The 19,465-nt window shown below is 35.6% G+C and carries 16 protein-coding genes; 6 read left to right on the top strand and 10 right to left on the bottom strand.

The window, feature by feature from the left end:
- The first annotated feature begins 6 nt into the window (after window positions 1-6).
- From NYR60_RS07815 to NYR60_RS07830, 4 genes are all read left to right on the top strand, one after another.
- Window positions 7-3,741 (top strand): CDP-glycerol glycerophosphotransferase family protein, encoded by a 3,735-nt coding sequence (locus NYR60_RS07815; RefSeq protein WP_279466553.1) that lies wholly within the window; start codon window positions 7-9, stop codon window positions 3,739-3,741.
- A 41-nt stretch (window positions 3,742-3,782) separates the two neighbouring features.
- Window positions 3,783-5,003: a hypothetical protein gene (locus tag NYR60_RS07820; RefSeq protein ID WP_279466555.1), complete on the top strand. Its 1,221-nt coding sequence runs from the start codon at window positions 3,783-3,785 to the stop codon at window positions 5,001-5,003.
- Between the two features lie 58 nt (window positions 5,004-5,061).
- Window positions 5,062-6,105 (top strand): acyltransferase, encoded by a 1,044-nt coding sequence (locus tag NYR60_RS07825; RefSeq protein ID WP_279466556.1) that lies wholly within the window; start codon window positions 5,062-5,064, stop codon window positions 6,103-6,105.
- 227 nt (window positions 6,106-6,332) lie between these two features.
- The gene (locus NYR60_RS07830) at window positions 6,333-6,971 is read left to right on the top strand and encodes a YagU family protein (protein ID WP_279466558.1); all 639 of its coding nucleotides are present in this window, start codon (window positions 6,333-6,335) and stop codon (window positions 6,969-6,971) included.
- Window positions 6,972-7,024: 53 nt separating this feature from the next.
- On the opposite strand, the gene ulaR is transcribed toward NYR60_RS07830, so the two are convergent.
- Window positions 7,025-7,771 carry an HTH-type transcriptional regulator UlaR gene (gene ulaR, locus NYR60_RS07835; RefSeq protein WP_279466520.1) on the bottom strand — a complete coding sequence of 249 codons (747 nt, stop codon included), beginning with the start codon at window positions 7,769-7,771 and terminating at the stop codon, window positions 7,025-7,027.
- A gap of 304 nt (window positions 7,772-8,075) precedes the next feature.
- Between ulaR and NYR60_RS07840 the strand changes: the two genes are divergently transcribed.
- The gene (locus NYR60_RS07840) at window positions 8,076-8,534 is read left to right on the top strand and encodes a PTS sugar transporter subunit IIA (protein ID WP_279466560.1); all 459 of its coding nucleotides are present in this window, start codon (window positions 8,076-8,078) and stop codon (window positions 8,532-8,534) included.
- Between the two features lie 114 nt (window positions 8,535-8,648).
- Here the strand turns inward: NYR60_RS07840 and NYR60_RS07845 are convergent, their stop codons facing one another.
- Both NYR60_RS07845 and NYR60_RS07850 read right to left on the bottom strand, forming a co-directional pair.
- Window positions 8,649-9,683, bottom strand: a complete 1,035-nt coding sequence (locus tag NYR60_RS07845) for a methionine synthase (protein ID WP_279466561.1) — start codon at window positions 9,681-9,683, stop codon at window positions 8,649-8,651.
- An 18-nt stretch (window positions 9,684-9,701) separates the two neighbouring features.
- The gene (locus NYR60_RS07850) at window positions 9,702-10,679 is read right to left on the bottom strand and encodes a putative oxygenase MesX (RefSeq protein ID WP_279466562.1); all 978 of its coding nucleotides are present in this window, start codon (window positions 10,677-10,679) and stop codon (window positions 9,702-9,704) included.
- A 237-nt stretch (window positions 10,680-10,916) separates the two neighbouring features.
- Here NYR60_RS07850 and NYR60_RS07855 point away from each other — a divergent pair, with 237 nt between their 5' ends.
- Complete coding sequence (locus NYR60_RS07855; RefSeq protein ID WP_279466563.1) at window positions 10,917-11,879, top strand: hypothetical protein; 963 nt, start codon at window positions 10,917-10,919, stop codon at window positions 11,877-11,879.
- Between the two features lie 90 nt (window positions 11,880-11,969).
- On the opposite strand, the gene NYR60_RS07860 is transcribed toward NYR60_RS07855, so the two are convergent.
- The 7 genes from NYR60_RS07860 to NYR60_RS07890 all read right to left on the bottom strand — a co-directional run bounded on the left by NYR60_RS07860 (window position 11,970) and on the right by NYR60_RS07890 (window position 19,210).
- Entirely contained in the window at window positions 11,970-13,190 is a 1,221-nt protein-coding gene (locus tag NYR60_RS07860; protein WP_279466564.1) for a capsule biosynthesis protein, read from the bottom strand.
- Between the two features lie 23 nt (window positions 13,191-13,213).
- Window positions 13,214-15,268, bottom strand: a complete 2,055-nt coding sequence (locus NYR60_RS07865; protein WP_279466566.1) for a capsular polysaccharide biosynthesis protein — start codon at window positions 15,266-15,268, stop codon at window positions 13,214-13,216.
- Window positions 15,269-15,414: 146 nt separating this feature from the next.
- Entirely contained in the window at window positions 15,415-16,251 is an 837-nt protein-coding gene (locus NYR60_RS07870) for a cysteine ABC transporter substrate-binding protein (protein ID WP_279466567.1), read from the bottom strand.
- Between the two features lie 60 nt (window positions 16,252-16,311).
- The gene (locus NYR60_RS07875; protein ID WP_279466568.1) at window positions 16,312-17,043 is read right to left on the bottom strand and encodes an amino acid ABC transporter ATP-binding protein; all 732 of its coding nucleotides are present in this window, start codon (window positions 17,041-17,043) and stop codon (window positions 16,312-16,314) included.
- The gene (locus NYR60_RS07880; RefSeq protein ID WP_279466570.1) at window positions 17,044-17,712 is read right to left on the bottom strand and encodes an amino acid ABC transporter permease; all 669 of its coding nucleotides are present in this window, start codon (window positions 17,710-17,712) and stop codon (window positions 17,044-17,046) included.
- Window positions 17,702-18,361, bottom strand: a complete 660-nt coding sequence (locus NYR60_RS07885; RefSeq protein WP_279466572.1) for an amino acid ABC transporter permease — start codon at window positions 18,359-18,361, stop codon at window positions 17,702-17,704. The genes NYR60_RS07880 and NYR60_RS07885 overlap by 11 nt, the downstream gene beginning before the upstream one ends.
- Before the next feature lie 219 nt (window positions 18,362-18,580).
- Complete coding sequence (locus NYR60_RS07890) at window positions 18,581-19,210, bottom strand: FKBP-type peptidyl-prolyl cis-trans isomerase (protein WP_279466575.1); 630 nt, start codon at window positions 19,208-19,210, stop codon at window positions 18,581-18,583.
- Window positions 19,211-19,465: the final 255 nt, after the last annotated feature.

Consider the following 19,465-nt stretch of genomic DNA (forward strand, 5'->3'; position numbering starts at 1 on the left):
TAAACAATGAACAATAAATTTAAAAGAAAGTTGAATAAACTGGTAAAGAATCCGGATCTATTTTTGAAAGATATGTACTTTAAACATAGTACAAAATGGAAAAAAACACTAAATGTAAAACATGATGGTACTCATCATTTTACAATTGTTACTGCTGTCTATAACGTTGAAAAATATTTAGATGATTTTTTTGATAGCATTGTCAAACAGAGTTTAAACTTTAAAAAACATATTCAAATTATTTGTGTAGATGATGGTTCTACAGATAATTCTGCAGCAATTATTAAGAAATGGAAAAAAAATTATCCAGATAATATTCACTATTTCTATAAAGAGAATGGTGGACAGGCTTCTGCACGTAATTTAGGTTTAGAACATGTTCAAACTGAATGGGTTACATTTATTGACCCTGATGATTTTATCTCTGCAGATTATTTCCAAAAAATTGACAATTATCTTAATAAAGAAAAGGATATTGCGCTAATTGGTTGCCCGTTAGTATTTTATTTTGAAGATAAAAAGATTTTTAAAGATACTCATCCATTGAAATATAGATTTGCTAATGGAAATACCGCATTATTTATTGAAGATTTAAAGAATCACTTACAACTTTCGGCAAGTACAGCCATTTTCAAAATTAAAGAAATTAGAAAGTCTAATTTATTCTTTGATGAAGAAATGAAACCAAGTTTTGAAGATGCAAAATTTGTTACAGATTATATTTTAAATGCAAATAGGAAGCATAAAGTTGGTTTTATTTCAGACATTAGCTATTTTTATCGTAAAAGAGATGATGGTTCATCAACATTAGATGGGGCGTGGAAAAATCCATTACTCTTTTCAAGAGTTTTAGAAAAAGGGTGTATCGGTATCTTAGAAGATGCCAAATCTAAATTTGGCACTATACCTGAGCATATTCAACGTATTGCACTTTATCATATTATTTGGTACTTCGGACGTATTGTTAATAACCCTAATGCTGTTTCCCATTTGACAGATGAACAGAAGGAAAACTTTGTAGAGTTATTATTTAAAATTTTCTCTTATATTGATGAAAAGACAATATTACGTTTTAATTTGGCAGGTACTTGGTGGTTTCAAAAGGTAGCATTATTAGGTTTGTTTAAAGAAAAATCGCCAAATTCTCAAATTGCCTATATTGAAGATTTTGATTTAAAGAAAGATCAAGTTTTAATTAAGTATTATTCAAATTTTAATGAATTAACTAAATATGTTTTGGATGATAAGAATGTTCTTCCTACATATCAAAAAGAAGTTACCTATGATTTTTTAGGTCATCTATATACCAAAGAATACCGTAGTTGGATTTCTGTAGCAGATGCAAATGAACTATCTTTTTATCTTAATAATAAGATTGTTAAATTGACCTTTGCAGGAAAACAATATGATAAATTAGGGCTTAAAGCTGTTAGAGATGCTTTTGCTAAAAAATCTACAATAAAGAATGATGCATGGATTTTTATTGATAGAGATAATCAGGCTGATGATAATGCAGAACATTTATATCGTTATGTTAATAGAGAATTTCCTAGTCAAAAAATTTATTTTGCATTAAATGAAAGTTCATCAGATTGGGATAGATTAAAATCCGAAGGATTTAATTTATTGGCTTTCGGTTCATCACAATTTGAAAAAGAGTTAAGAGATTGTTCAAAAATAATTAGTAGTCATATTGATGGATATATAACACATTATTTTAAAGATAATTCGTTAGAGGATAAAGATTATATTTTTTTACAACATGGAATAACAAAAGATGATTTATCTTCTTGGTTAAACACTAAGAAAATAAATATCTTAGTTACTGCTACTGAGCCTGAATATAATTCTATTCAGGCAAATGGTACAGCGTATAAGTTTGGTAAAAAGGAAGTACAGCTTACAGGCTTCCCACGTTATGATAATTTACTAAAAGGGAATGTAAATGATACTAAGCAAATACTTATTATGCCAACTTGGAGAAGTACTATTGTTGGGGAATATATTTCAGGAACAAAACGCAAAAGAAATCCAGATTTTATGAAAACAAATTATGCTATTCATTGGCATAACTTTGTAAATAGTAAACTGCTAGAGCAAGTATATAATCAAGGATATAAAATTGTTTTTGCACCACATCCAAGTGTGCAGGAATATATGGATGAGTTTACTGTTCCTGACTATATTAGTATTTACAAATATTCAGAAGGAAATATTCAAGCATTATTCCAGCAAAGTAGTATTTTAATTACTGATTATTCGTCAGTAGCATTTGATGTGGCCTATTTAAATAAAGCAATTTTATACTATCAATTTGATTATGATGATGTTTTTGGTGGAGCAAGCCATACTTATAAAAAAGGTTATTTCAGTTATGACAAAGATGCTTTTGGTTCAATTGCTCGTACGGAAGAACAATTATTATTAGAATTGGAGAAACTTGTAGATAATCAAGGAAAATCCGATCCAATGTATGTTACTCGTATTAATAAAACGTTTGCATTTCGAGATGAAAATAACTGCGAACGTGTTTATCGAGCAATCAAAGCACTTGATGAGCCTGATTCTCAGGAGTTAGATACAGAAATTGTAGCGAATGCTTTACAATCTGCTTATGAGCATAAGGCTTGGGATCTAGTTGAATCTCGTAGTGCAATATTATTGGAGATTGGCACACCAGAACAACAAAAAGTAGCTAAAGTAATGCATTTCGAAGCATTAATGATAGGTAAGAAAAATAAAGAGCAGGCTGAACAATTTTTATCTGAAAATCCGATTGATGAAGCAATGTTTAAGAAGGCAAGTCTAGACGTTGCTCTTTCTCAAAATAATTGGGTGGATATTAATAGATGGCTATCTGCAGAAAAAGAGTTATCTGTTGAACAGCAAATGCGTCTGCTTCAAAGTAATATTATGCTCGAGCAGTTTGAACAAGCAAAAGGCTTGCAAAAAGTGGTAGAAAATTTACCGCTTAGTGATGAGCAAGCACTTATGTTGAAACTGTGGGAAGCGGTTAGCAATGAAGATTGGCAAGCTGTTATTGAATATCAAGAACAAGTTGATGAATTATCACTGCCGACTTTAAGAGTATATTTACCACAATTATTGTTAGCAAGAGCATATCGTAAATTAGAGTTGTTTGAAAAAGCCCATTCACAATTAGTTGCTTTTGAAAAACATTCAGCAGGTTTATTTGATCTTCGTATTGAAATTGCTAAATTAGCTTTAGCTCAACAAAATTATGGTAAAGCTATCGGTCAGTTAGAGAAAGCCTTTAATAATGACATTGAAGCAATGAATGAGAATATGTCGGAAAAATATTTTTCGGCATTGTGGCTTGATAATAAAGTATCGGATTTAACTGAGAAATTGCCATCTGCATTAGTACGTTATCCATCTAATGAGGCATTGAGATTATTGGCGTTTAATGTTGCGATTAAAAATAGTGAATGGCAGGAAGCTCTAGATATTGCACAAACCTTGGCAACCGAACAAAAAGAACAATTGTTGTATCCTATTTGTTTAAGCTATTATCGCTTAGGCCAGTTTGAGGAACTAGATACATACTATGTGAAACCAACTATGGAGCATAGCTATGAATATTGGGAGTTAATTGCTGAGTTTGCTTTATTAATGGGTAATACGAAATTAAGTAAAGATTGTTATAGAACAATGATTGCAAGATTCCCTAATAACCATAAGCAACAAAACCTTGCTATTTTTTCCACATTGTCAAAATAAACCATAATTAATAAGCCCCGAGAGGGGCTTTGAGGAAATGTATGCTACAAGAGCAAACCTATAAAGCAAGTAATGGAATTTCCGTTATTTATAAACAAAAGCAAAATAAATTTGATTTTAAGCATCTCATTTTTGTTTTCTCCGGTTTTTTAAACAGAACACCGGGTAATTATGACTTTGGAAATGCTTTAAATGATTGCCCTGCTAATGTTATTTGGATTAATGATAGCTTTGCAGGGATGTATACTTACTATCTATGTATGAATATGGACTTTTCCGTTGAAGAGGCTGTAACTGAGTTTATTCATCATAAAGTGAGTGAGTTAAATTTAACTTTTGATAACGTAACCGTAACAGGGTTTTCAAAAGGTGGAGCAGCAGCACTTTATTATGGGTTAAAATTGCCTGTAGCAAATATTGTTACAACGGTGCCACAAACTAAAATCGGTAGTTATGTAGCCAAAAACTGGGTACACGTTGCAGAGCATATGTTAGGCAAAATTACGCCAACAAGAATTGCACATTTAGATAAATTAATTGTTCAAAAGTTAAAACAAGATACGAAATTTGATCGTAATATTTACTTATTAACATCAGAAGCGGATATTCAATATCCTAACGAGATTCAGCCTATCCTAGAGGATTTAAGAAAATATAAGAACTTTAATTTATTAAAGACATATTCCTGTTTTGCAAGAGAGCATAATCAAATCACTTCTCATCATACGGCATTGTTATTAGGTATTTATTATTCTTTGGCTTCAGAGGCAACACCTCGATTTAATAATGGAGAAGTAAATTTCTTTGGAACCCAACCATTACCGCCTAAAGAAGCAACAGGAGAACCCTTTGTTGATTTACGTAAGGCAGAAATTAAGGGTAATGTATTATTTGTTGATGGCGTCGCTATCCTGAGAGGTTATGATTTGGTTGAATATGCTGATGTAGAGTATCAGTTAGTATTTAAATCAGAAGGCAAAGAGATTGTTAAGAATTTAGCCAAAACACATAGACCACAATTAACTAGAGAATTATTTGATGGTAAAAACTTAGTTGTTTATGACAAAGGTTGGTTTACGACTTATCAATATAAAGGTGTGGATATTTCGGATATTCCATCTGGCAAATATAGCGTATATATCAATATCAATTTAGTAGATAAATCTGCTTGTGTGCCACTTAAGACAAGGTTAAATACAATTGCTTCGAATAGTCAATCTATGTTGAAAGTTATCAGCAATAGTGTTTATTTGGAAAAATAAATAAAAAGAGAAAGCTAGATTTAGTCAATCTAGCTTTTCTATTCTTAAGGAGAAAAAAATGGATATTAAAGCATTGTACCAAAACATAAATCAGGAATTATCCTCTCCCGAATACAGTATAAAAATGTATCAAGAACAATCTATTTATTGGGAGAAAGAAATCGTTGTATCGTCATCATCACCAGTCAAATTAGCAATAAGTTTAAATGTTAAAGATGAGGCCATTTATTTATATAGACGTGATAGAAATAAATTAGAGAATATCAATGAAATTATCCCTAACTTCAAATTATCCGAAAGAAACAACGTGTTCTTCTATCATATTAAATCGCTTTCTTCGGAAAAAATCTGTGAAATTTTTTCTACCCTAGTTAAGGATGCGGAGAATTATATAAAGAGAGTTCCTGTTCAGAATAGCAAGCAAAAAACGGCTATCTTAGGTAATTATTATGATGATATGAATAATAAAATTATTGCTCCGTCAAACTTGGTTAATGTTCATTTTCAGTTTTTTGGTGCGAATAATCAAATTTCTATTTCTCCTAATGCGAATTTGAAAAATGTATTTATTGAATGTCTAGGGGATAATAATGTTATCATCATTGATGACAATGTGAGAGTAATGGGGAACTGGCGGCTAGGTTTCGGTTGCACACTAAAAATAGGCAAAAACTCAACTTGTACAAACCCAGTCTATATGACTATTGCAGAATCGACCAAATTAACGATTGGTGAAGATTGTATGTTTGCAACCAATAATCAGATTCGTACGGATGATGCACATCCGATTTATGATGTGAATACGGGTAAGCGAATTAATATGTCAAAAGATATTCATATCGGTAATCATGTTTGGATTGGATATAATGCAATGATTCTAGCCGGCTCAGTTATTGGAGATGGTTCTGTGATTGGGGCTGGTTCAATCGTACGAAATAAGTTTCCTAATAACTGCGTTATTGCAGGTATACCTGCAAAAGTTGTGAAAAAAGATGTTTTTTGGGAAAGACCTTTACTGTTAAGAGAGAGTAAGGAAATCATTTTTTCTGAAGAAGAAAGAAATAAGAAAAGTTATTGTAAAAATACAATAGAAATAATATAGGATATATTTCAGTTAATAAGCGGTTAAGTTGCAAGATGTTAGGTAAATTTGACCGCTTTATTTATCTATAACTTAACAATTTGATTTAGAACAAAACTGATAACGTTATCATTACAAATAGATTGAAATCTATATCAATTAGAGAGAAAATATTGTTCATATTTTTGGATTTAATTGCCAAAAATAACCACAAATTTTTTCTTTTTATTTTTTCCTAGGAACTTATTATGGGTCTTTTCGAACAAACAAACCCTAGCCGTCGTCGTTACGGTTTAGCGGTATTCGTAGGTATTATTGCCGGTATTATTTCAGCATTCGTTAAATGGGGTGCAGAGCATCCGTTCCCACCACGTAGCCCGATTGATTTATTCCAATCAGCTTGTCCACAACCTGTTTTAGATGCGTTAAATTCAGGTTCTTTAGCGATGAATAGTGCATTAGAACAATGTTCACGTGCGGTATTAAATCCTCCGGCGGTGTTCTTACGTGATTATATCGGTATCGACCCTTATAATACAGTTGCATTTACTTTTGCAGATCATCCGTTTAACTCAATCGGTGTAACCCATATGATTTTCTCATTAGTGTTTGCGATCGGTTATTGCTTAGTTGCGGAAGTATTCCCGAAAATTAAATTCTGGCAAGGTATCGGTGCAGGTATCATCGCAAATATCTGTGTACACTACATTACATTCCCAGCATTAGGTTTAACACCACCGGTAGCGGAATGGCCTTTATATGAACACATTTCTGAATTAGTGGGTCATATTTTCTGGTTCTGGACGATTGAGGTAATTCGCCGTGATTTACGTAATCGTATTTCAAACGAACCGGATGCGGAAATTCCGTTAAATCAAGCTCGTTAATTTCAATCTAAGTGATTAGTACGATAAAGCCACCCTTTGGGTGGCTTTGTTATTTAAGCAAGAATGATTTCCACTCCTTTATCCCGAATAAGTTTAAGCATTTTAGGGTCAGCTTCTTTGCCGGTAATAAGTATATCCACATCATCAATCTCTCTAAATAACATACCGATTTCTTTACCCAGTTTAGTGCTGTCCAATAACACGACATATTTACTGGCTTTTGATGACATTTGTGCTTCTGAATTGGCAATAATCATATCGGTCTTAAACAGCCCTTCTTGGGTAAAACCTTTACCGCTGGTAAACATAATATTTGCCGCATACATAAATTCGTTCTGTTGATTAAGTGAAAGCGTGACTTGCTTATTTTTATTATATTGTCCGCCCATAATCACTACATCATCGTGTTGTTGCTCAATTAACTCATTGGCAAGCGGTAGAAAATTAGTAATAATTTGCAATTTTTGACCGCATAGTACCTGCCCTAATAATTGCATCGTGGAGCCACAGGTTAAAATCACGCTGTCTCCCTCTTTGCATAATTTACTTGCTGCTTCGGCGATACGGCGTTTTTCTTCCAAATTATTAATGGTTTTTTCTTGTGTTAATGACGTATGTTTGTTAATTGCTTCTGCACCGTTACGCACTTTACGTAATTTTTTCTGTTCGCTCAGTTTATTAATATCTCGTCTGGCGGTTGCCGGTGAGATATTTAAAAGATTCATAATTTCCAATGTAGAAAGCATTTGCTTTGCTTCCAGTAAGGACAATAATTTTTTATGTCTAAAATTTTCGTTCATTATTATGTTCCTATTTTTACTCTCTCATTTGCTGTCTTGGAAAGTGATATAAGATAATCTAATCAAGAGTAATCATAACCTTTTTTGATGTGGTGTGTTGATGAGAAATGTGATCTATCTCTAATTTCTTAAAAAAGTTTATTTATCTCATTTATCCTAAAGAGTATTATGTAAGTGATAATGATATTATTCCTATATAATTCAATGGGATATGTATTATTTGTAAGAGAAAATAACATTGTGTGAGTAGCAATGACGTGAATATTATGAGTAAAATCTTACTTAATTTAGAGGAAGCAAAGTTATGTTAAAAGAGTCTCTTATTGAGAATGATTCTATCCTACTCAATCAAAGTGCGTCAGATTGGAGAGCGGCGATTAAGTTAGGCACAGATTTATTGGAAAAATCGGGAGCAATCGAGCCTCGTTATTATACGAGTATTATTGAAAATATTGAGAAAATGGGTCCTTATATCTTGCTTGCTCCGGGATTGGCAATGCCTCATGCTCGTCCGGAGGAAGGTGTGATTAAAACGTCATTTGCCTTGGTGACGTTGAAAGAACCGGTCACTTTTGATGGGGAAGATGAGCCTGTATCTGTTTTTATTACTTTGGCTGGCAGCGATTCGGATAAACATATGGAAGGGCTAATGGAAATTACGCAAGTATTGGACGATCCTGACAGTGATACAGGCGTGAATCTTGAGAAAATTTTGCGTTGCCGCACCAAAGAAGATGTTTATGCTGTAATTGATCTTGTGTAAGCTGATAAATCAAACAAGCGGTTGATTTTTAAGTGTTTTTTGTTATAAGTAACGTGTGTTCAAAGATTAAAATCCTCGTGAATATATTCAAGCACGAGGATTTTTATTTATGCTTTATTTGGTCGCCAGAATTTCTTGACGCACTATCTCAGTCCCCTTACTCAAGGCTTGTAATTTATTACGAGCAACTTGGCGAGATAACGGTGTCATACCGCAGTTGGTGCTAGGGTAAAGTTTATCGGCATCAACGAACTGTAAAGCTTTTCTTAACGTATCTGCCACTTGTTCTGGCGTTTCAATCTCGTTAGTAGCGACATCAATTGCACCTACCATCACTTTTTTACCACGTACCAACTCGATTAAATCCATCGGTACACGAGAGTTTTGGCACTCTAAAGAAATAATATCGATGTTTGATTTTTGTAGTTTAGGGAAGCTTTCTTCATATTGACGCCATTCTGAACCTAATGTTTTTTTCCAATCGGTATTGGCTTTAATACCGTAACCATAGCAAATGTGTACCGCTGTTTCGCATTTTAAGCCTTCGATGGCACGCTCTAACGCCGCAACGCCCCAATCGTTTACTTCATCAAAAAAGACATTAAATGCCGGTTCATCAAACTGAATAATATCTACACCGGCTGCTTCTAATTCTTTTGCTTCTTGATTAAGAATCGTGGCAAATTCCCATGCTAATTTCTCACGGCTCTTGTAATGTCCATCATATAGCGTATCAATCATGGTCATTGGCCCTGGTAATGCCCATTTTATAGGGCGGTCGGTATGAGCGCGTAAAAATTTAGCATCTTCAACAAAAACCGGTTTGGGACGATGCACTGCACCGACTACGCTTGGTACGCTGGCATCATAGCGGTTACGGATTCGCACAATTTCACGTTTGGTAAAATCCACACCCTCTAAATGTTCAATAAAAGTCGTTACAAAATGTTGGCGAGTTTGCTCGCCATCACTCACAATATCAATGCCTGCTTGAATTTGTTCTTGTAATGAAACAAGTAACGCATCACGCTTTGCTTGCAGTAAATCATCACCAGTTAATTTCCATTCTGACCATAATTTTTCCGGTTCAGCGATCCAAGACGGTTTCGGCAAGCTGCCGGCGGTTGAGGTTGGTAATAATGTTTTCATAAAATTCTCTTTAACTTATTAAATTACTTCCGTTTTTGCCCAATTTGCCAGTAATTCACGATGCGGTTTGATAAAGTATTCATTGGTAAATTCGCCTTGTTTAATGGCTAATTGCGTGCGTTCTTCACGATCATATTCAATGGTGGTCAATGAATAATCTTGGTAGGTTAAACTTGGTTGATAGACTTGTCCTGCAACCGAGTTAGCATTGTAAATTTCTGGGCGATAGATTTTTTGGAAGGTTTCCATTGTACTGATTAAGCCGATTAATTCTAAATTAGAGTAATCGTTCAACAAATCGCCGGTAAAATAAAATGCATACGGGGCAACCGATTTGGGTGGCATAAAGTAGCGAACTTTCATCCCCATTTTCGCAAAGTAATCATCGGTTAATGAATAAGCATTTTGAGTATATTCCGTACCTAAAATAGGGTGGTGGTTAGTGGTTTGCGTATAAGTACGGGTACTTGCTACGCTTAAGCAGAATACAGGTGCTTTAGCCGAAATTTGTTGATAAGCTTCTGAATCGACTAATAATTTAAATAATTTTCCGTGCAACTCACCATAATTAGCTGGCACACTAAATTTTTCTTGGTTCTTATTATGGTTGATTAACCAAACACTAAAATCATAATCGCGTACATAAGATGAGAAACTATTGCCAACAATGCCATCAATACGTTGATTTGTGTGCTTATCCACAATGTAGGTTTTTAGCATTTCAATCGCAGGGAAATGCTCCTCTTGCCCTTCAATTACAATATCCGCAGACACAATTTCAACCTCAACCGCATAACGATCATTTTTCGGATTATCCCAATGAACGAAATCATTAAAACGGTTATTAATCATACGTAAGGTATTGTGTAAATTTTTCTGACGATGTTCTCCTCGAGCGAGATTGGCAAAATTTGTGGTTAAGCGTGTGCTTTGTGCCGGTGAATAGTCTTCATCAAATCTCAGTGTTTTAATGTTGTAGTGGAATGGAATATTCATAATTATTACCTCTGTATTAAATTTCATGACTAATCCTTAATAGAGATAATCTAACGCAAATCAATCATGAATAAAAATGAAACATTTTATTAAAAATTATGAAATAAATTCATAATCTATACATTTAATGAGCTAAGTAAATAATCGGCTGTAATGAGCCAAATATAAATGTATTTTTTGAATCACCGACGACTTTGGATTATGATAACCTCAAATTTCCGAATGAAGATTACGCATATGAAACATTTCAAACTTACCTGCATCGCATTATTTACTACTCTTTCAATTCCCGCTCTTGCGAATGACACCGATCAAACCGAAAATACTTGGGCGGATCAGCAACGTAACTCGGTGCGTACTAAATTACACGATTGGTCAAACGGTATTAACGACTGGCTGGGTGAAACCGATCCGAATAAACCGGCATCAGCCAGTTTACGGGTGATGTTAGACAGTCAATGGAATAAGCATGATCGTTTTTCCTATAAACCGCGTGTGCGAGGTAAAATCAAATTACCGGTATTGAAAAAACATGTCAGCGTGGTATTTGGTGATGAAGATTTGGAAAACCAAGCACGTGATAAAAACCATATTGGACAAAGTTACCGTAATCTGCCTCGTGATCGTAATTATGATAGTCGCCAAGCACGTAACGATAATGCTTCTATCGGTTTACGTTGGTCAAACGAGATTAAGCGTTTAGGGGTTGAAAGTGATTTGGACGGCGGTTTACGTTCGGGCGGTGATATTTTTGGGCGTTTACGTCTAAGCAAAACTTGGGAGATTACCGATAATTTTGGGACTCGCTTAGAACAAATTTATCGCTATGGTACTAATAGTAAACATTATCTGCGTACCAATTTAGAAAATCGTTATATTGATAGTGAAAATACTTTCATTATGAATCATACGTTTTTGCAATATACGCACGATGTTGATGAAGAAACGGGGTGGGGGAATAGTTTTTATCGCCAACATAATTTTACTTCGCTTAAGCGTTTGAGCTATGGTGTGTTTATGGGAGGACGTTTTGATAAAAATTACTCCAAATTTAATTCTTACGGACCATTTGTTAGTTATCGTCAACCTATTTTCCGTCATTGGGTATTCATTCAGCCGGAAATCAGTTTCTACAATGATAAAGATAAAGATCGTAACCACTTTATTAATACCTTTGTGCGTTTAGAAGTGATTTTTTAACTTTTCGTATGATTAAAAAAAGACTGCGTAAAACAAATTACTCAGTCTTTTTTATTGGTAACAAAATCTCGAAAAATAACCGCTTATTAGCTAACTTTGGTTATATGGATAACGTAAAATCACTTTGTTATAGAAGCTACCGTTAATGTGCGTTTTATGTAGATGAAATTTACGATAAGCATTAAATAATTCATCATTTGGTTTTTCCGGATTTTCCCAAAAATCGTTCAGGTTGCCTTGATAGGTCAGTCCGGCAAAATCATAATTTGCTCGTCCTAAGATTTTAACCGGCATATTGTGTAATAGGGCAGAAATACCACTGGTACTATTAAGCGTTACCATTCCTTTACCATAACGTAAAAATACCGGCATTGGCACGTCATGAATATAATGAATCCGTTTTTTCAAATCAGGATATTGTGCAATATATTCATCAATCACCTTACCATAATCAATAAAACCACGATCCATTGGATGATGTTTTACGATGAGATTTAAATGTTTGGGGGCTTTAGTCGCAAAGGAGAGTAGCACTTCTCTCAGCACTGCTTCTACATTAGGATAATCGCTATGTACTAGAATTTGACTATCATCATAAACTTGTAACGGTAAAATGAAAAATTCACCAAATTCTCCCTTCTCAACACGTTTGGCAAAGTTAAGATCATAGAGATAATAATGTAAACGCTTTAATCCGGAAATTGACCATAGTTTTACGTAATACAACACATTTAGGAAACGATGATGTCGATATTTTGGATAATTCTGGCGACGATAGTACGCTGAAACATAATATTGAATCGCCAGTTTTGCCATTGGACAGAAACCTTTGGCAAGATGCTGTGGTTTAGGCGGTTCAGGTAATTCCTGAAACTGCATAAAATAGTCAGCTTGACGAGGAATAGGCGAATAAGCATTTACCCCTGTTTTTTCAAAAGTAACATAGTTAGGGCGAAAATAGCCTTCTTCAAATGCCCAAAAACTCATAGATAAGTTTTGGCAAACTGTTTTTGCAACTTTATGGTATTTACGGTTATCTCCAAAACACACAATACTATCAATTTGATGCTGATAGCAAAAATCGGTTAAGTATTGAGAGAAATTTTCTAATGAATCTCGATATGCAAAAGTATTTTCAATGGTATTAGGGTAGAAATACTCATCGCCAGCATTTAAATTGATTTTAAATGCTATTTTATTTTGCGTTCGTAGCCATTCTGATAGGTCTGTAAAAAAAGTCCCGATTGGCCCTTGTAGTAACAGGATTCTCTCCGAGTTTTCAAGCAAATCATCCAAATAATGGTTAATCATCGGTCATACTCTTTAGAAAAATTTTAGTGTAATACTCGGTAAAGCTGTTTTAGCTTTCCGAATTGTTTTGCTATCCACGGCCGTTTAATACCGCTATGTGATAGTTGTTGTTTTTGTTGTTGTAAAATCTCAATCGCTTGTTCGGCATCGATAATTGCCGCATTTTTCGGATCGACATATTGTGGATAATACACCAGTACCGCTGAAATAAGTTGTTCTAAGCATAATTTTCGATTACGGCGTTCGAGCGATAGATAATCTTCGGTTAAGCCCCAATTTGAGTAGAACGGCAAACCGTAACAATGTACAGTTTTTCCACGTAATAATGCTTCAAAACCGGCTAATGAGGTCATTGTATGTACCTCATCAACCTGATTGATACAGTCTAAGATATTTGCATTTTCGACAATTTCATCAGCAAATTCGACCGCTTGTTCCTGTGGTATTTGTCCCTGTCTATTACCGCTTACTACATCAGGATGCGGTTTATAAATAATATAAGCTTCAGGATTCAATTCACGCACTTTTCGCAGTAAATCCAGGTTTTTCTTAATTTCCGGTGAGCCAAAGCGAATTGAAGCATCGTCTTCCACCTGACCAGGAACTAAAATGGTTCGTTTATCCGTCACACTAAGCTGGAAACCTGAGTTACCAACATTATATTTTCCGATATTCGCTTCCAATAAGCGAGTTTGTAATTTTTTCGCTAAGGCTAAATCCTGTTCGCTAAATTCTTGATGTAATAGAATGTCCTCTAATCTTGAAGGCGTCTGAGCATTAAAATAAATGCCTAAATCGTCAATCACCAGCGATAATGGTGCGACCAAATTCGAACCCAAACCGACCGAACGAATAAAACCGTCTTCCATACGTAAAAGCGGTAAGTTATGCTTTTCAGCATAAGCTAAAATATCTTGTTTCCCTTGGCTCCAAATCAGCAATTTTGCATCACTTTCAAGCGGTCGTTTTTCTAATGATTTTAACGAACGAACAAAATGTAATTTGCACAACGGAAAATTAAAAAACGGCTTGATAACAGCCTGTTTCCATAGGGACATTCCAATGCAATAAAGATGTCCACTTAGACGTTGATTCAGTATTTTAGTTTTACTTAAATAATCAATCACATCAAAAATTGTGCCGGTTTGCCCATTATTCGGATTGATATAACGGCTATATTGTAAATAAGCGGCGACAAATAGCTGTATGAATGAGCGAGGTTGACGACGTTGCTCAGTTTTTAAAATATCAATATTCGGGTGGCGATCATCAGTAACGCCCCAACCGGCGAACCAAGGCACACCGAAAGTTACGACTTTTTTACCTAATAATAATGCTTCAAATCCCATTTGTGAGGTAACACAATACACTTTGTCGATATGTTTTAGTAACGAAAGTGGGTTCACATCTTCCGCAAATAAACGGATACGATCACGATAACGTTGTAAATCGGTTAAATAACCTTTTTTCTTACCGCTAATAACATCAGGGTGTGTCTTTACCCAAATTTGAGCTTGCGGATTTTCATTGATAGCGGCTTCTAACATTTTTTGGAAGTGAGATTCGTCCGCCGAACCGTATTTTACCGCCATATCACCAAAAGTTTGGTCAACAACTAATACAATTTCTGTGTTTTCAGAGGTTGTTGAAACAAAATCAAGATTATGATTATATTTTGATAAGTGATGACGAATGATTAATTGAATGGCTTTTTCTGCCTGATGCAATTCGTCCGCACTTAAATGCGAAGCTAAAATCAGTTGTTCTAAACGAGAAGGACGTGTTGTATCGTAATAGATGCCAAGATCATCATATACCATAGAGAAGGGCGGATAGCTCATTACGCCCAGTCCAAGCGAACGTAAAAAACCATCCTCCAGTGCAATATAAGGAAGATGATGTTGTTTGGCATAATCTCTTGCCTTTTGTGTGGAAGGACGAAGCCCCCAACCAATGACATTATCACTCTTAATCGTTGGTTTAAAACGAGAATAAGCAACGATTTCGCTGTTATGTAAAAAGCTATTAATATAAGGAATCTTTAAAATTCCACGAGAGAAAATGAGAGATTTTGCCATAGCTAAATTTGTTTAGAATTGTAGGTTGGTAAATTATTCAGAAAAATATAGAGTGTACTCTTTAGTAAGAATAAAGTAAATTTTAGTCAATCAAAAAGCCCGAAGAAATAGCGACTTTCTTCGGGCTTTTTTGTAAAGAGAATAGATTATTTTGCAAGTAGCTCAGGTTTATCACCGTAAACCGGTACTAAAGTTTTTTCATAAGCGGCTTTTAATTTACCATTTGTTTTAAAGTCAGCGATTTCTTTATTAATGAAATCCAATAAGGCTTTATCGCCTTTTTGTACCGCTGGTGCAATTTGTTCCGCCGGACCTACACTACCGATTGCTACATCAAAAGTTGGGTTTTCTTTTGCCCATGCCCAAACTAACGCATTATCGTGAGCTAATGCCACACCGCGACCGTCTTTAAGTGCGTCAAAGGTTTCTGTATTTTGGTCGAACTTTAACAGATTGATTTCAGGGTGATTTTTAGTGAAATAAGCATCCGCAGTTGTGCCTTTGTTGACTAATAGGGTTTTGCCTTCTAATTGTTTTAGATCGGTAATTAATGCTCCTTTCGGTGAAACAACACCTAACGCCACATTCATATAAGGTGCGGCAAAATCCACTACTTCAGCACGTTCCGGTGTTTTAGTAAAGTTAGCTAAAATCAGATCAACTTTATTCGATTTCAAATATTCAACACGGTTTGCCGCTTCAGTTAATACAAATTCCACTTTATCCGGACTGCCGAGTAAGTCATTAGCAATCTCTTTAGCAATTTCGACATCAAAGCCTTGGCTTTTTCCGTTGGCATCGACATAACCGAACGGTGGTTTATCACCGAAGACACCAATGCGAATGACCCCTTTTTCTTTAATTTGTGCCACGCTATCTTTTGCTGTTGAAGATTGAGCATTGTTGGCATTATCACATGCTGTTAAGGCAAAAGTAGTCATTGCAGTGACTAGTAATGTTTTTAATGTTGTACTAAGTTTCATAGAACTCTCCTCGTTAATATATTTGGTAAAAAATGAGCTAAATTTAACCGCTTGTATAAATTAATAATCCATACCGGTTAAGAATTGTTTAGCTCTTTCGGTTTGCGGTTGTTTAAAAAACTGATGTGGTGGTGCTTGTTCGATAATGACACCTTTATCCATAAAGATAATCCGATCCGCCACTTTTTCGGCAAAGCCCATTTCGTGGGTAACGATTAACATCGACATACCTTCTTCCGCCAGTTCTAGCACCACATCTAATACTTCTCGCACCATTTCTGGGTCGAGTGCGGCGGTAATTTCATCGAGTAAAATCACTTCCGGATTCATACATAAGGCACGTACAATCGCAATGCGTTGCTTTTGTCCGCCGGATAATTCTCGAGGAAAAGCGTTTTTGCGATCTAATAAACCGACTCGAGCAAGTAATTTATCCGCTTGGGCTTCGACTTCTTGGCGTGAACGTTGTTGGGCTTTGAGCGGGCCTAATAAAATATTCTCGATTACATTTAAATGGGCGAATAACTCGTAACTTTGGAACACCATACCGACTTTTTGACGAGAGGCTTCCCAGCTTAAGTCTTTACCAAATTCGCCGACATCTTGCATCACAATGCTACCGCCTTGTTTTTCTTCCAAGCCGTTTATGCAGCGTAATAAGGTACTTTTACCACAGCCGGACGGGCCTAAAATCACTACGACCTCGCCTTTGGCTAAATCCAAATCTAAATTGGGAATGGCAACCGTTTCGCCATATTTTTTATGTAAATTACGGATAGAAAGTAACGCCATTTAGCTCTCCCATTTATGTTCTAAGCGTGTTGCAAGCAGTGATAGCGGATAACAAATCAGGAAATATAAAACGAAGATTAATCCATAGACAAAAAAGGATGCACTTGGGTTCGTCAATAAGGCGTTCTCAATAATTTGCTGTCCGACTTTAACCATTTCGATCACACCGATTAAGGCGGCGAGCGAACTGGTTTTGACCATACGGGTAAACAGATTAATTGCCCCTGGTAACACTCGGCATGTGCCTTGTGGTAATTCAATATATTGGAAAATCTGCCAACGATTTAAGCCTAATGCACGGGCGGATTCGATTTGGTGTTTTTCAATGGAGGCTAACGCACCTCGTACTAAATCCCCCATTTCGGCAACGCCCCATAAGGTAAATACCCAAATACATACCCAAAAACCGCTGATATGCAGATTAAACCACGTAGATAGCCCGAAGTAGAGGGCAAATAGCCAAACTAGAATCGGCACAATCCGAATAGTTTCTAAATAAAAACGACAAACAGCACGCACAAATACATTATTCGCTCGCATCAGTAAGCCGAATAGTGTGCCGAATACCAAGGATAAACCGACCGAAATAAATGAAATCTGGGCAGTTAGCCATAAGCCTTGTGCGAGTCTGACAGCATTTTGCCCTTCAAATAACCAATCAAATCCCATATTTTGCACTCCGTACTTTATTTTCAAAGTGGCGAGCTAACAGTGAAATCGGCAATAAAATCATTAAATAGCTGGCAAATAACAAGAACAAGGCTTCATTGGTTTTGTAATCCATCCCGATAATATCTTTGGTGACAAACATTAATTCCGCCACAGCAACCGCACTAATGACCGATGTTTCTTTAATTAAAAATAGAACATTTGCACCAATAGCCGGAATGGATACTGCCCAGGCTTGCGGAAAAATGATATAGCGAAATACTTGAAAACGGTTTAACCCAATCGCTTTTGCTGCCTCGGTTTGACCTTTCGGTACGGCAAGTAGACCGGCACGTAATGCTTCTGCCATATAACTAGCACCAAGGAAAACTAAAGTGATAATACCGCAGGTAAAACCATCCCATTTAATGCCGATTTTCGGCAAGCCGTAATAAAGAAAGAAGAGTTGAATGAGCAGAGGAGTATTACGAGATAGTTCAATATACCCACGAGCCAAGCGATTAAACGGTTTGACTTGATAAGCGGTAACAACAGCGATCAATAAGCCGAAAATTAACGACAACAAAATCCCCCAAAATGAAAGTTGGAGCGTAATCACTGCTGCGTCAATAAAGCGTGGAATCGCATTAACAACGTAAGACCAATTCATAGTAAGTAGTAGGTGAGGTTAAGACAAAATGCTTAAAAAATTGATAAAGATTCTGGATCGAATTGAGCGGAAATGGAAAGTATAAGAAGCTATCTTTTATAACCTTTTGTTATGAAAATATAATGTAAAAAAGACCGCTTGTATTTATGGGAAATATTTAGTCAAGAAAAAACCTCTAAGCGTTTAACGCCTAGAGGTGTAATAAGGAGAATAGAACAATTATAGAATATCTAATAATTCTACTTCAAAAATTAATGTAGCAAATGGAGGAATTGATGCACCTGCACCACGTTCGCCGTATGCTAACTCTTGCGGAATAGTTAAACGCCATTTTGAACCGACAGTCATTAATTGTAACGCTTCTGTCCAACCTTTGATGACACCGCCAACCGGAAATTCAGCCGGTGTGCCACGTTTTACTGAACTGTCAAATACAGTACCGTCAATTAATGAGCCGGTATAATGTACACGTACTGTGCTATCTGCAGTCGGTTTTGCTCCATTACCTTCCGTTAATACTTCGTATTGTAAACCGGAGTCAGTCACTACGACACCTTTCGCTTTCTTATTTTCTTCTAAGAATGCTTTGTTATCTGCTTCAATTGCTTTAAATGCTTCTGCTTGTGCTGCTTCCGCTCTTGCACCTAATTCTTGCAATGCTGCAGTTACTTCATTAAGGTCAATTGCCGGAGGGTTTTGGTTTAAGACATCATTGATACCGCGAGCAACTGCTTCTGCGTCAACTTCCATACCGCTGCTTAATAATTGTTGACCGATTTGTAAACCGATACCGTAACCACCTTTTGCTTCTGTGCTATCTAAAGTGACTGAATTAAAATCTAATGCCATAGTTTTTCCTTGTTGTTAATCAAAAATAAAAAGACTTTCGCTTTATGGGGGCGAATTTTAAGAATACAAGTTCAATACAAGGCAATATTTCACTATATAGAGAAGAATAAACGCGAAACGAATACGAAAGTTAACCAAATTTGATTGAATAATCATCAATTAAGTGTGGGTAAATTTTATATAAGTGGATGTTCATTAGTTTGAAATGATAAGTAAATAAGCCATTTTGTGATTGTTTTTTGTATTCTTTAAATA

The organism is Actinobacillus genomosp. 2 (assembly GCF_029773605.1).
In the GTDB taxonomy this organism is placed as follows: domain Bacteria; phylum Pseudomonadota; class Gammaproteobacteria; order Enterobacterales; family Pasteurellaceae; genus Actinobacillus.

What these genes read in the sequence shown, in the direction of transcription:
- NYR60_RS07815 (WP_279466553.1), top strand. Translation starts at nt 7, where the DNA reads ATGAACAATAAATTTAAAAGAAAGTTGAATAAACTGGTAAAGAATCCG.
- NYR60_RS07820 (WP_279466555.1), top strand. Translation starts at nt 3,783, where the DNA reads ATGCTACAAGAGCAAACCTATAAAGCAAGTAATGGAATTTCCGTTATT.
- NYR60_RS07825 (WP_279466556.1), top strand. Translation starts at nt 5,062, where the DNA reads ATGGATATTAAAGCATTGTACCAAAACATAAATCAGGAATTATCCTCT.
- NYR60_RS07830 (WP_279466558.1), top strand. Translation starts at nt 6,333, where the DNA reads ATGGGTCTTTTCGAACAAACAAACCCTAGCCGTCGTCGTTACGGTTTA.
- ulaR (WP_279466520.1), bottom strand. Translation starts at nt 7,771, where the DNA reads ATGAACGAAAATTTTAGACATAAAAAATTATTGTCCTTACTGGAAGCA.
- NYR60_RS07840 (WP_279466560.1), top strand. Translation starts at nt 8,076, where the DNA reads ATGTTAAAAGAGTCTCTTATTGAGAATGATTCTATCCTACTCAATCAA.
- NYR60_RS07845 (WP_279466561.1), bottom strand. Translation starts at nt 9,683, where the DNA reads ATGAAAACATTATTACCAACCTCAACCGCCGGCAGCTTGCCGAAACCG.
- NYR60_RS07850 (WP_279466562.1), bottom strand. Translation starts at nt 10,679, where the DNA reads ATGAATATTCCATTCCACTACAACATTAAAACACTGAGATTTGATGAA.
- NYR60_RS07855 (WP_279466563.1), top strand. Translation starts at nt 10,917, where the DNA reads ATGAAACATTTCAAACTTACCTGCATCGCATTATTTACTACTCTTTCA.
- NYR60_RS07860 (WP_279466564.1), bottom strand. Translation starts at nt 13,190, where the DNA reads ATGATTAACCATTATTTGGATGATTTGCTTGAAAACTCGGAGAGAATC.
- NYR60_RS07865 (WP_279466566.1), bottom strand. Translation starts at nt 15,268, where the DNA reads ATGGCAAAATCTCTCATTTTCTCTCGTGGAATTTTAAAGATTCCTTAT.
- NYR60_RS07870 (WP_279466567.1), bottom strand. Translation starts at nt 16,251, where the DNA reads ATGAAACTTAGTACAACATTAAAAACATTACTAGTCACTGCAATGACT.
- NYR60_RS07875 (WP_279466568.1), bottom strand. Translation starts at nt 17,043, where the DNA reads ATGGCGTTACTTTCTATCCGTAATTTACATAAAAAATATGGCGAAACG.
- NYR60_RS07880 (WP_279466570.1), bottom strand. Translation starts at nt 17,712, where the DNA reads ATGGGATTTGATTGGTTATTTGAAGGGCAAAATGCTGTCAGACTCGCA.
- NYR60_RS07885 (WP_279466572.1), bottom strand. Translation starts at nt 18,361, where the DNA reads ATGAATTGGTCTTACGTTGTTAATGCGATTCCACGCTTTATTGACGCA.
- NYR60_RS07890 (WP_279466575.1), bottom strand. Translation starts at nt 19,210, where the DNA reads ATGGCATTAGATTTTAATTCAGTCACTTTAGATAGCACAGAAGCAAAA.